The 12564-nt window shown below is 62.2% G+C and carries 11 protein-coding genes; 7 read left to right on the top strand and 4 right to left on the bottom strand.

Annotation, left to right across the window (positions count from 1 at the left end; all coding sequences use genetic code 11):
• Positions 1 to 223 precede the first annotated feature (223 nt).
• On the bottom strand, positions 224 to 1573 hold the full coding sequence (locus AB4097_RS13835; RefSeq protein WP_442040451.1) for an HlyD family type I secretion periplasmic adaptor subunit: 1350 nt from the start codon (positions 1571 to 1573) through the stop codon (positions 224 to 226).
• Positions 1574 to 1608: 35 nt separating this feature from the next.
• Complete coding sequence (locus AB4097_RS13830) at positions 1609 to 3330, bottom strand: type I secretion system permease/ATPase (protein WP_442040449.1); 1722 nt, start codon at positions 3328 to 3330, stop codon at positions 1609 to 1611.
• A gap of 372 nt (positions 3331 to 3702) precedes the next feature.
• Here AB4097_RS13830 and AB4097_RS13825 point away from each other — a divergent pair, with 372 nt between their 5' ends.
• Together AB4097_RS13825 and AB4097_RS13820 are read left to right on the top strand one after the other, a co-directional pair.
• Positions 3703 to 4212 carry a winged helix DNA-binding protein gene (locus tag AB4097_RS13825; protein WP_442040447.1) on the top strand — a complete coding sequence of 170 codons (510 nt, stop codon included), beginning with the start codon at positions 3703 to 3705 and terminating at the stop codon, positions 4210 to 4212.
• Between the two features lie 163 nt (positions 4213 to 4375).
• Positions 4376 to 5065 (top strand): hypothetical protein, encoded by a 690-nt coding sequence (locus tag AB4097_RS13820; RefSeq protein WP_442040446.1) that lies wholly within the window; start codon positions 4376 to 4378, stop codon positions 5063 to 5065.
• A 117-nt stretch (positions 5066 to 5182) separates the two neighbouring features.
• Here AB4097_RS13820 and AB4097_RS13815 read toward each other — a convergent pair whose 3' ends face one another.
• The gene (locus AB4097_RS13815) at positions 5183 to 5812 is read right to left on the bottom strand and encodes a GntR family transcriptional regulator (RefSeq protein ID WP_442040444.1); all 630 of its coding nucleotides are present in this window, start codon (positions 5810 to 5812) and stop codon (positions 5183 to 5185) included.
• 204 nt (positions 5813 to 6016) lie between these two features.
• Here AB4097_RS13815 and AB4097_RS13810 point away from each other — a divergent pair, with 204 nt between their 5' ends.
• Both AB4097_RS13810 and AB4097_RS13805 read left to right on the top strand, forming a co-directional pair.
• A complete protein-coding gene (locus tag AB4097_RS13810; RefSeq protein WP_442040442.1) occupies positions 6017 to 7456 on the top strand; it encodes a M20 family metallopeptidase in 1440 nt (479 codons plus the stop codon).
• A 76-nt stretch (positions 7457 to 7532) separates the two neighbouring features.
• Complete coding sequence (locus tag AB4097_RS13805) at positions 7533 to 8390, top strand: transporter substrate-binding domain-containing protein (protein WP_442040440.1); 858 nt, start codon at positions 7533 to 7535, stop codon at positions 8388 to 8390.
• Positions 8391 to 8446: 56 nt separating this feature from the next.
• On the opposite strand, the gene AB4097_RS13800 is transcribed toward AB4097_RS13805, so the two are convergent.
• Positions 8447 to 8881, bottom strand: a complete 435-nt coding sequence (locus tag AB4097_RS13800) for a MarR family winged helix-turn-helix transcriptional regulator (protein ID WP_442040438.1) — start codon at positions 8879 to 8881, stop codon at positions 8447 to 8449.
• Positions 8882 to 8940: 59 nt separating this feature from the next.
• On the opposite strand from AB4097_RS13800, the gene hmgA reads away from it, so the two are divergent.
• Genes hmgA through maiA form a run of 3 tightly spaced genes read left to right on the top strand, consistent with a single transcriptional unit; the run spans position 8941 to position 12261 of the window.
• Positions 8941 to 10299 carry a homogentisate 1,2-dioxygenase gene (hmgA, locus tag AB4097_RS13795; RefSeq protein WP_442040436.1) on the top strand — a complete coding sequence of 453 codons (1359 nt, stop codon included), beginning with the start codon at positions 8941 to 8943 and terminating at the stop codon, positions 10297 to 10299.
• Positions 10299 to 11615 carry a fumarylacetoacetase gene (gene fahA / locus AB4097_RS13790; protein WP_442040434.1) on the top strand — a complete coding sequence of 439 codons (1317 nt, stop codon included), beginning with the start codon at positions 10299 to 10301 and terminating at the stop codon, positions 11613 to 11615. Before hmgA ends, fahA begins: the two co-directional genes overlap by 1 nt.
• Before the next feature lie 10 nt (positions 11616 to 11625).
• Complete coding sequence (gene maiA / locus AB4097_RS13785) at positions 11626 to 12261, top strand: maleylacetoacetate isomerase (RefSeq protein WP_442040432.1); 636 nt, start codon at positions 11626 to 11628, stop codon at positions 12259 to 12261.
• The last annotated feature ends 303 nt before the right edge of the window (positions 12262 to 12564 follow it).

Here is a 12564-nt window from a genome sequence, read left to right as displayed (position 1 = left end):
ATGTTAAGTAAGACAATAAGTATTACTTGTAAATCCTAAAGTAGTATTTTCGTGAAGATTCAAAGTACTAGTATATATAAGTCAATATTGTATTTTATTTATTCAAATGTACTTCATGAATAAACGCGATTTGGTTCGAAATTCAAACTGTCGTACAAACGTGCTCGCGCCGCGTCTCGCGGTGGGGCGCTGTCGTTGATGCGTGCTGCTGAAAGGCCTCGGATCATTCCTCGCGGAATGCGCGGTCGAAGCTTTCGGTGATCGGGGCCAGCAGGTAGTCGACGGCGCGCCTGGGTTTGTTGACGATCAGGACTTCGGCGGGCATTCCGGGATAGAGAGTGATTTTGGAATCCGCCTTGAGGCTTTCCGGTGCGATCTCGGCGCGCGCGACGAAGTAGGCGTAATTGTTCCGGTCGTCCACCTGCTGGTCGGCGGAAAGGTAGGTCAACTTTCCCGCAAGCGGTGGCGTGCTGCGGCTGTTGTAGGCGGTCAGGCGGATCTGGACCGGTGCGCCGACGCGAACGGAATCGACGTCGCGCAGGCCGATCTTGGCCTCGACGATCAAGGGCTCGTTCTCCGGCACGATGTCGAGGATAGGCTGTCCGGCGCCGATGACGCTGCCCAGGGTATGGGAGCGGATATTCGTCACGATGCCCCGCTCCGGGGAGACGATCTCGACGCGTCGCAGAATGTCGGTGGCGGCGTCTATCCGCCCCATCGTATCAGCCAGTTCGAGTTGCGCGGTTTGAATATCCGATGCGACCTGCTGCTGGAAGTCGTTGCCGAGGGAAAGGATCTCCAGTTCCGCCGCGGCCTTGGCCTGCTCCGCCTTCGCCTTGCGGGACATCAGTTCGCCGGCGTTGCCCTGAAGCTGGCTTTCGCGCGTCTGCATTTCCGTGAGGCGCGGACGCGGCGCGTAGCCTTTCTCGACGAGGCTCGCGATGGCCTTGAGCTCCCGGTCGAGCAGTTCCGATTGCCGGGTATTCGCCTCGGTCTGAGACTTCACGGCCTCGAGTTCCGCCGCCTGCTGGGCGATGGTCTTGCGCTGAATGTCGACGCGCCGGTCGAACATCTCGCGCCGTGCCATGAAGAACTTGCGCTCGGCGTTCAGGATCTCTTCTGCCGTCGGTCCTCCTGCCTGAAGCAGGGTGTCGGGGAAGGCGAGGTCGTCCAGACCGGCCTGCTCGGCGCGCAGGCGCACGAGCCGCGCCTCGAGACCGAGCCGTCTGGAGCGAAGCTGTTCGAGTTCGGCCTTCGCCCGCGTGTCGTCGAGACGCAGAAGAGGCTGCCCGGCCTTCACGACCTCTCCTTCATGGGCGAGCAGGGTCTTGAGGATGCCGCCTTCGAGATGGCTGATGGTCTTGCGCTTGGAATCGACCACGACGGTGGCCGCTGCGATCGCGGCGCTGTCCAGATGCGCCGAGAAGGCCCATGTGGTGAGACCGCCGAGACCGAGGAAGATCGTCGCCAGACCGGCGATCACCGGCCCGCGATAGGACGGCTCGCCCGGATCGCGCGGCGGGAGACGGTCCTTCATCGCTTCGACATTCACGGACATGTATGCCGCGGGCACGCAAGGCTTCCGTTTCATGAGGTCCGAACGCTGTCTCATGTGCTTCCTTTCACGGCGGCAATCGGCTTCTCGCCGGGGGTGATTGCGCTCACGACGGAGGTTCGCGGGCCGAACTGGCTGATCCTGCCCTCCTGGAGGACCATGAGCTTGTCGGCCGCCTGCATGACGGAGGGGCGGTGCGCGATCAGGATGATGATGGCGCCGTCGGCGCGCAGGGCCTCGATGGTGCGCACGAGAGCCCTTTCGCCGTCCGTGTCGAGATTGGAATTGGGCTCGTCCAGAACGATCAGGCGCGGCTTGCCGTAGATGGCCCGCGCCAACCCCATCCGCTGACGCTGGCCGCCGGACAAGGCAAGGCCGCCGTCGCCTAAGGGCGTATCGTATCCGAGCGGCAGGCGGCCGATCATTTCATGGACATCGGCGAGGCGGGCAGCCTCCAGAACCAGTCGCGGGTCGCTGTCGCGCATGCGGGCGATGTTGTCTCGGATGGTCCCATCGAGGAGCGACACGCTCTGCGGCAGGTAGCCGACCATGTCGCCGAACGAACCGCGCTCCCAGAGATAGACGTTGTTGCCGTCGAGATAGACCCCGCCGGAAGTCGGTTTCGTCACGCCGATCAGCGCGCGGGCGAGGGTGGACTTGCCGGCCGCCGAGGGGCCGGCGATGCCGAGCACTTCGCCGGGCGACAGGCTGAACGAGATCCCCTTGAGCACGGGAACATCGGCTCCGGGAGGAGCGTAGACCAGCCGGTCGACTGTGAGATCGCCCTGGGTTCTCGGCGTCGGCTTGGTCTCGCGCTTGGGGGCCTGGTGCTCGATGAGGTCGGTCACATTCTTCCAGGCCGAAAGCGCCAGCACCCATTGCCGCCAGCCGTCGACCATCGAGTCGAAGGGCAGGAGCATGCGGCCCATGATGATGCTCGACGCCACCATGGAGCCCGGGCTGACCTCCTGCCGAATGACCAGAATGGCTCCGGTCGACAGAACGGCAATCTGCATGGCATATCGGCAGGTCCGCGTGAACGACGCCATGGCGCGGCTCCGGCGCGTCACGACGTCCAGAAGATCCTGCGCGTGCAATTGGGAATGTCGCCACCGCTCCGAGAGGGCCGGGAGCATTCCCATGGCTTCGATCGCTTCGGCATGCCGAAGGGTGCCGCCGATGTCGCTGATGTTCTGCAATGACGACTCGTTGGCGCGTTTCATAGCCCTGCGCGTCAGAAAATCGGACAGCAGACTCAAGGAGATGATGATGGTGGCCGAGACCAGGGCCACGAGGCCGTAGAGCCAATGGAGGGCGAACAGGACGCCGAGGAAGATGGGGGCCCAGAAGGCTTCCAGCGGCACGCTGATCGCGTTTCCGACGATGAAAGACCGAATGTCGTTGAGGTCGCGGATCGCTTGCCCCGACTTTGAAATGCCCTTGGTCACGGAGGCGGATATCGCGGCTTCCAGGACCGGGAGGTTCAGTTTCCTGACCAGCTTGCTCGCCATCACTTGGTAGGTGAGGGCGCGCACGTAATCGAGGATGCAATAGATGGCGAGGCCGATAGCGGAGACGATGATCAGCATGATCAGGGTATCCGTGCTCTGGCTGTTCACGACACGGTCATGGACCTGCAGCATAAAGAGAGGAACGATCAACTGAAGCACGTTGATGACGGCGCTGAGGGCGGCCGCATAGGCCACTCCGGTCGCAAATGCCTTGCGCCCCTGGTGGAGGATATCGGCGGCTTCCGAATTGGCCGTTTTGCTCATGCAGGAGTGGCTCCAAAAGAGGCAATGATGCGGCAGATCTAAATTTTGCCTAAAAGTTATTCGAAGAGATTTATGAATCACTGATGGTAGAACGTCTACCCATAAAGTATGATTCGCATAACAATAAAAGGCTCTGGCAGAGGAAACAACAGTAAGGGCTGTCCAAGTTTGTTTAGTTTATTTCTTGGGTAAGTCGCCGACGCCAAGAGAAATATTAAATTAGTTCGAATTTCGAACTAATTTAATTAGTCGATAATGGGGTATAATGTGCAAAATATATCAAACTCCTTGCCTTGGATCGTCGCGCAGGACGAACTCGAGCCTCAATTGCCCGCAGCTCTGCAGGCCCTGTACCGAAGGAGCGATGCACCCGTGAGCCGCGCAGAAGGTCCCGAGGTGTCTCAGGCGGAGCCGGCAGGCATCAGTCACATCGAGATCGTTCGCGTGATCGAGCGACTGCATCGGCGTTCGCTCGATCTCGTGCGGGCGGATCTGATCGAAGCCGGGATTGACGATTTGAGTCCATCCCAGGTGATGATGCTGTTCACCATCGGGTCGAGCGAGTTGTCGGTCCGTGATTTGATCGAACGCGGCTACTATCTCGGATCGAACGCATCCTACAGTCTCAAGCGCCTCGTCGAGGCCGAGTATGTCGTTCGTACGGCCTCGGAACGGGATCGCCGATCCGCCCGTATCCGCTTGTCGGAGAAGGGGCGCGCTCTGTGCGACATGATCAGGCGAAACGACAAGACCTATCAGCAGCTCATGGCACGCAATGATGCGGAGAGGCGCGATCTGGAAACGACATTCCGGACTTTGAAGCGCATCGAGCAGACATGGAGCAACGCAGTCCGCTATCGCGACATGGGCTCGGACGATTAGTCCGACCTCACCGCATCCATGCTTCCTCCTGAACCGAAGCGGATACCATCTACGTCCCCTGCATCAAGCGGGCTCTCATCCCGCTCGATCCGGGCGTTCCGGTCACAGGTATGAAACGGGTGCGGCCAACAGGCGATACGTATTGCAGAGGATCGACCCTGTCATGTTGCAAGAGATGATTGGAACTGAATCTATTTCCATCCGAAATTCGGACCATGTCATTTTCGAACCGGAATCCGAACGTAAGACGCTTCTGATCGTTTTCGCGTATATCGACCAGAAACTCGGAACGCGGTCGCATTCGAGCTTCCTGCGTCATGTGGACTGCAAGAAGCTTTTTCTGAACCCCGGCCGGAACGAGTGGTACCAGACCGGGGTACCGGGAGTTGCCTCGTCCTATACCGGTCTTCTCGCCTTCCTTCGGGATGTGCGGTTGGACTTCGCCGACCACGAGATCCTGTGCCTGGGGCATTCGATGGGAGGTTTCCCAGCCCTGGGCATTGGTGTCGCGATCGGGGCCGACCGCATCCTGGCTTCTGCCCCGGAATATGTCCTGAACCTGCCGAACAGCCTGAGCGTCCGGCATCTGAAGCAGACGCGTATGGAATGCGCAGACCTGACGCCCGTTCTGTCCGCCAATGCCGGAAGTTCCATCTCCATCCTGGTCGGCCGGCAGAATGCCTTCGACCTGGAGGTTGCAAGCCGACTGGGCGCGTTCCCACATACCGATGTGATCGAGTTGGAAACGGGGCACAACACGTTTCCGTACTTGAAGGACGTCGAAAAACTCGGGGCAACCCTCGAAGCCTTTGTCGAAGGCCGGGACATTCGGGGGATTATTGCCGGTATGTGATCCGGCGCCGATGGTCTCGAGTATCGAACGCAAAAGTGGGAAGCGGCTTTGCGTGAAAAGATACGAAAAGCCAAAACCTTGAGCATCGGACGTGCGTCCGAACTCACGTCCGATGCTCTAACCCTTCGGCTGGCGGATATGCAGTGCGATGATGTCCTTGAGCTGTTGCGCATCCCGGGCTTCAAGCGCCTGGACCATGGCATGATGTTCGCGGCTCGACTGCTCGACGCGCGCCCGTGTGCTCCACTGGCCGGCCAATGCGGAGGACGTCCTGCTCCGCAGATCCGTCACGAGAGAGGATAGCTCCGGGTTGGGGCACAGGCCGAGAAGTTCCCGGTGAAAGGCGAGGTTCGCCTCGTATTGCTCCAAGACCGTACCATGGAGGATCATCTCGTCGAACTTGCGCGCAAGAGCATCGATCCGCGCGATGGCGGTGGGCGTCGCATTGGCCACGATGCTGTCGACGGCGGCCGTTTCGAGAATGACCCGGAGCTCGAGAATGTGGGCTGTCTGGTCGCCGTCCGGCAGAACGACATGATAGCCGCGATTGGGCACATGCTGCACCAGGCGCTTCTGGACGAGATAGTCGAGCGCGCGGCGGACGTCAGAGCGGCCGAACCCATAACGCTGTTCGAGATCGATCTGCTTCAGCCAACTGCCTGGGGAGAAGGTGCCGGATCGGACATCCCGCGCGATCAGATCGGCGACATTCATCCAGGCCTTCAAGGGGGCATCCGTCACGGTCATGTAATGTCGTCACCTCCGGCGGGATGGCGCTGTTCTTCCTTTAGGCAGAAAGCAACGGGACCGCAAAATCATTCGCCAAGCTTCCTCTTGCGTCACATCCAAAGGCGTGCATCATATTGGTACCAATTTTGGTGAATATTCAATGCCTCTGACGGTGAGCCCCTCTCAGAGGGGCTGTCGAATGATGCAAGGGAAGGGCGGAGCGTGTCGGGAAAAAATGCCTCGGAAATCTGGGATCTGATCGAGGCCAAGCGCGAGGTCTTCTATGCCCTCAGCGATCGCATCTGGGACATGCCCGAACTCAATTTCGAGGAACACCGCTCCTGCGCCGAGCATGTCGCGGTTCTCGAGCAGCAGGGCTTTCGGATCACCCGTAACGTTGCCGGAATATCCACGGCCGTCATGGGCGAGGCGGGCGAAGATGGGCCGGTCATTGCCATCCTGGGCGAGTACGACGCTTTGCCGGGCCTCAGTCAGGCCGCAGGTGTTGCAGAGCAGAAGCCGCTTATCGCAGGCGGCAACGGTCACGGCTGCGGCCATAATCTGCTCGGTAGCGGTTCGCTCATGGCCGCGACGGCCGTGAAGGATTATCTCGAAGCTCATGGCATCAAGGGGCGCGTCCGCTATTACGGCTGCCCGGCTGAGGAGGGGGGCTCCGCCAAGGGGTTCATGGTGCGGGCCGGCGTCTTCGACGACGTCGACATCGCCATCTCCTGGCATCCCGCCCCTTTCGCCGGCGTCAACAATCCGATCTCGCTGGCCTGCAACGAGATCAACTTCCATTTCAGCGGACGGGCCTCCCATGCGGCGGCCTCGCCCCATCTGGGCCGAAGCGCGCTGGATGCGGTCGAGCTCATGAATGTCGGCGTCAATTACATGCGCGAGCATATGCCGAGCACCGCACGCATTCATTATGCCGTCACCGATACCGGCGGCATTGCACCGAACGTGGTGCAGGCCAAGGCGACGGTGCGCTATCTGATCCGCGCGCGCGACCTGCCCGAAATGCAGGGATTGCTCCATCGGGTGAAGAAGATCGCCGAGGGAGCGGCGCTCATGACGGAGACGTCGGTTCGCAGCGAGATCGTCAGCGGCGATGCGAACCTGGTCGGCAACACGCCTCTGGAGCAGCTGATGCACCAGAACCTAGAGCGGCTCGGCCCGCCGGTCTTCGACGAGCAGGACAAGGCCTTCGCGGCCGAGATCCAGAAGACGCTCACAGCGGAGGACATCAAGTCGTCCTTTGCGCGCTTCGGGCTGAAGCCGCGCATGGGCGTCCCCCTAGGCGACGTGATCTTCCCACCTGAAAGCGGCGACGGAACGCTCGTGGGATCCACCGATGTCGGTACAGTCAGCTGGGTGGTCCCGACCGTTCAGATGCGCGGCGCCACCTATGCCGTGGGCACGCCCGGCCATTCCTGGCAGCTCGTCGCGCAGGGCAAGGCGCCTGCCGCTCACAAGGGCATGGAACATGCCGCGAAGGTGATGGCCGGTACGGCGATCGATCTCCTTCTCGATCTCGCATTGATCGACGCGGCCAAGGCCGATTTTCGCGAACGGCTCGACGGCACGCCTTTCGTCAATCCGATACCGGACGACGTCGATCCGCCCGTCATGGCGCAGGAGACCACGAGCCAGGCGTGACGGACCATCAACCATTCTTCCAACCAGGATAAACCGGGCGTGTCACGCTCGCCCATCATCGACAGAAGGAATCATCATGAAGACCATCGGCAGAATTCTGGCATTCGCGCTCACGGGCGCGGCGCTCGCGCTCGGGACGGGCGCGATGGCGCAGGAGAAGACCTGGACGAAGGTCCGCATCGCGACGGAAGGCGCCTTCGCGCCGTGGAATTTCACCAAGCCGGACGGGACCCTCGATGGCTTCGAGATCGATCTCTACAAGGATCTGTGCAAGCGCATGAAGGTCGAGTGCACCATGGAGGCGCAATCCTTCGACGGCATCATCCCGGCGCTCAATGCCGGCAAGTTCGATGCCATCATGGCCGGCATGTCGGCGACCGCCAAGCGTGAAGAAGTGATGGCCTTCACCCAGCCCTACGGCACGACCGGCCAGACCTTCGCGATCCTGAAGTCGAGCCCTCTCGCAACCATGCCCCTGAACGGCAAGATCTTCTCCCTGACCACCAACGAGGCAGGTGCCGCTGCCGCGATCGAGGAGCTGAAGCCGATCCTGAAGGGCAAGACCATCGGCGTGCAGGGCTCGTCGATCGCCGCCAACTTCCTCGACAAGTATCTGAAAGGGACGGCCGAGATCCGGGAATACAAGACCACGGAGCAGCACGACCTCGATCTCACGGCCGGACGCGTCGACGCGATCATGGCCTCGACGGCCTACCTGTCCGGCGCCGCCGCAAAGGCCGGTAACGAGGAGATGATGCTGGTCGGGCCGCGGTTCCAGGGCGGCATGCTCGGACGCGGGAGCTCGGTCGGCCTGCGGAAGAGCGATCCGGAGCTGAAGGCCCTGTTCGACAAGGCTATCACGGAAGCGAAGGCCGACGGGACGATCGAGAAGCTCTCGATGAAGTATTTCGGCTTCGACGTCACGCCTCGCTGAGGCCTTTCCGAGACCCTGGTGCCGGCGTCCTTAAGCGATGCCGGCGCCGGTTCGAATCAGCGTGCGCTGAAAATGGTCTCGAGCCGCTCCAGCACCTTCAGGAGCGGCTTGGCCTCAGGGCCGAGTTCGTCCAGGATGCGACGCTCGAACGCCACCGCTTTCGGGATGATATCGAGATAGACCTTTCGGCCAAGCGCCGTGAGGGTGAGGATTTCCTCCCGCCTGTCCTCCTCGCTCTCGCGGCGCTTGAGCCAGCGCCTCTCCTCCAGGGCCCGCACGGCCCGGCTCACCTTGGTCTTGTGCATGGCCGAGTGCCCGCCGATGGCCTTGGCGCTCATTTCCTCGAACTGGCCCAGCGTGGCCAAGACCCGCCATTCCGGGATCGTCAGGTCGTGGTGAGGGCCGTAGACGGAGCGGAAATCCTGCGAGACCGCCGAGGCGATCCGGTTGAGCCGGTAGGGCAGGAACTGTTCGAGCTGGAGTTTGGCCATGACGTTGTTGGTTACAAAATAGACAGTTACAGTTGTGACCAATTGTGGAGGTCACGACCATGAATGTCCAGAATCCATCCCTGAAAGGCCAAGCCGCCGAGCGGCTGGAGAGCGCCATCCAGCCCGGCTACATGTCCGGTTTCGGCAACGGCTTCGAGACCGAGGCTCTGCCCGGTGCGCTTCCCATCGGCCGCAACTCGCCCCAGAAATGCTCTTACGGGCTCTACGCCGAGCAGCTGTCGGGCTCGCCCTTCACGGCGCCGCGCACCACCAACGAGCGCTCCTGGCTCTACCGCATCCGTCCGACCGTGACCCATTGGGGCGAGTTCCAGAAGGCCGATATCGGCCTCTGGCGCACGGCGCCTGCCGCCGAGGTGGAGGTGCCGATCGCACCCATGCGCTGGAGCCCGATCCCACTGCCCGAAGAGAGCGTCTCGTTCCTCGAAGGCGTGCGCACCATCACCACCGCGGGCGATGCCGGCAGCCAGGCCGGCATGGGCGCCCATGTGTATCTCATCACCCGGTCGATGGTGGACGAGTACTTCTACAATGCCGACGGCGAGATGCTGTTCGTGCCGCAGCAGGGCAATGTCCGCCTATGGACGGAGTTCGGCATCATCGACATCGAGCCGGGCGAGATCGCCGTCATTCCGCGCGGCGTGAAGATCCGGGTCGAGCTCCCGAACGGACCGGCACGCGGGTATTTCTGCGAGAATTACGGCGGTGCCTTCACGGTGCCCGAGCGCGGACCCATCGGGGCCAATTGCCTGGCCAATCCGCGTGACTTCCTCACGCCCGTGGCGGCCTACGAGGACAAGGACGCGCCCTCGAAGATGTACGTGAAGTGGGGCGGGTCCCTGTGGGTCGCCGACATGGATCACTCGCCGCTGGACGTGGTGGCGTGGCACGGCAATTACGCACCCTACAAGTACGATCTGCGGCGCTACTCGCCCGTCGGGCCGATCCTCTACGATCATGCCGACCCGTCGATCTTCACCGTGCTGACCTCGCCGTCGGAGACGCCCGGCACCGCCAACATCGACTTCGTGATCTTCCCGGACCGCTGGCTCGTGGCGGAGAACACCTTCCGGCCGCCGTGGTACCACATGAACGTGATGAGCGAATTCATGGGGCTGATCTACGGCGTCTACGACGCCAAGACCGGCGGCGGCTTCGTGCCGGGCGGCATGTCGCTGCACAACACCATGCTGCCGCATGGGCCCGATGTGGACGCGTTCGAGAAGGCGAGCAACGTGGAGCTGAAGCCCCACCGGCTCGAAGGCACGCTCGCCTTCATGTTCGAGACGCGCTTCCCGCAGAAGGTGACGGCATTCGCGGCAGGCACCGAGTCGCTGCAGAAAGACTATGGTGCCTACGGCCACAAGCTGAAGAAGCACTTCAATCCGAACCAGCGTTGATGAGGACAGGGATAGTGCTCGATCATACGCATGACCCGAAGCGCCAAAGCTTCGTGCTCTCGGCCAACGGCCACCCGGACTTCCCGATCCAGAACCTGCCGCTCGGGGTCTTCAGTCCCGGCGGCGAGGCTCCGCGGGGAGGCGCGGCCATCGGCGACTGCATTCTCGATCTGCCGGCGGCTCTGGCGGCCGGCCTCTTCACCGGAGAGGCCGCCAAGGCTGCGGAAGCCGCATCCGGCTCAGCGCTCAACGCGTTTCTGGCATTGGGAGCGCCCCCCCGTCAGGCGCTGCGGGCCCGCCTGTCGGAGCTTCTCGCACAGGACAGCCCCGAACAGCACAAGGTCGAGGCCTGCCTGCATGCCGCGTCCGAGTGCGCGATGCACCTGCCGGCACGCATAGGCGACTACACCGACTTCTACGTCGGCATTCACCACGCCACCAATGTCGGCAAGCAGTTCCGTCCCGACAATCCCCTGCTGCCGAACTACAAATACGTGCCCATCGGCTATCACGGGCGAGCGTCGTCCATTCGCCCGTCCGGAGTGCCAGTGCGCCGCCCGCGCGGTCAGGCGAAGCCGCCGGATGCAACAGAGCCCAGCTTCGGGCCAGTTCAGCGGCTCGATTACGAATTGGAGCTCGGTGTCTGGGTCGGTCGCGGCAACGATCTCGGCGCGCCGATCCGTATCGATGAGGCATCCGGCTATGTCGGCGGATACTGCCTGCTGAACGACTGGTCGGCCCGGGACATCCAGGCTTGGGAGTACCAGCCGCTCGGGCCTTTCCTGGCGAAGAACTTCGCCAGCACGATCTCGGCCTGGATCGTCACGCCGGAGGCGATGGCGCCGTTCCGAATCGCTCAGCCGAGCCGACCGGAGGGCGACCCCGCGCCATTGCATTACCTGCTCGATGAGACAGATCAGCGCGAGGGCGCGTTCGACCTGGAACTCGAAGTTCTGCTCCTCACGCCGGGCATGCGGGAGAAGGGCCTGCCGCCGCATCGTCTCGCCTTGTCCAATGCGCGTCATATGTACTGGACCGTGGCGCAGATGATCACGCACCACACCAGCAACGGCTGCAATCTTCAGCCGGGCGATCTCATCGGCACGGGAACGATCTCGGGGCCTGACCGGGAGAGTTGCGGCAGCATCATGGAGACGACGCTCGGCGGCAAGAATCCCGTTGTGCTCGCCTCCGGCGAGGAGCGGCGTTTCCTGGAGGATAGGGACGAGGTGATCCTGCGCGCCCGCGGCCGCCGCGAGGGTTACGCTCCCATCGGTTTCGGCGAATGCCGCGCCGTGATTTTGCCTGCTCTCTAAGGTCTCCCTCATGAAGCTTTATACCTATTGGAGGTCCACCTCCTCCTATCGCGTGCGCATTGCCTTGGCCTTGAAGAACATCGAGGCCGAGCAGGCCTTCGTTCATCTCGTCCGCAACGGAGGCGAGCAGAACGCACCCGCCTTTCGCGCCATCAATCCGCAAGGCCGCGTGCCGGCTCTGGCGCTCGATGCACAGAACGTCGTCACCCAATCCCCGGCCATTCTGGAATATCTGGAGGAGGCTTATCCGAACCCCGCTCTGCTCCCTACCGATCACGTCCAGCGTGCGAAGGTGCGCGCCGTCGCCTCGATCATCGGCTGCGACATTCATCCCCTGCACAATGTCGGCCCGCTCAATCATCTGAGAAAGACCTTCGACAGCTCGGAGCAGGACGTTGCAGCCTGGATCGCCACATGGGTAGGGCAGGGACTTGCCGCCGTTGAGGCCTTGATCGGTGACGAAGGCTTCTGCTTCGGATCCGAGCCCGGCATGGCCGACATCTATCTGGTGCCGCAGCTCTATGCAGCGCGCCGGTTCAACGTGCCGCTGGAAGCCTATCCGCGCATTCTGCGCGTGGAGAAACTTGCCGGCGAGCACGAGGCCTTCAGGAAGGCGCATCCGTCCGTTCAGCCGGATGCGGAGTAGTTTTCCAAGCCATCCTCGTTTCTGCAAACATCACCCTCATCCCCTCTCCGTCATGGCCGGGCTTGTCCCGGCCATCCCGATCGGAAGGACGCGGCGCTCCAAACAACAGGGATGGCCGGCACAAGGCCGGTGATGACGTCGAGGGTGATGTGGAGGAGGCGGTGAGAGCAACGTTATGTTCTGTCTTTGTTCTTGACAGGGCTGTTAAGCTCGGCTATATCGTTGGGTACTCCCGCCCACCGAGGGGCGCGCTCGCGAGGCGTCAGCCAGTGTGGGGCGGGAGGCGGTCCCGCCGCAGGTCTC

Source organism: Microvirga sp. 2MCAF35, from assembly GCF_052115545.1.
In the GTDB taxonomy this organism is placed as follows: Bacteria; Pseudomonadota; Alphaproteobacteria; order Rhizobiales; family Beijerinckiaceae; genus Microvirga.
This window is presented reverse-complemented; position numbering and strand designations above follow the sequence as displayed.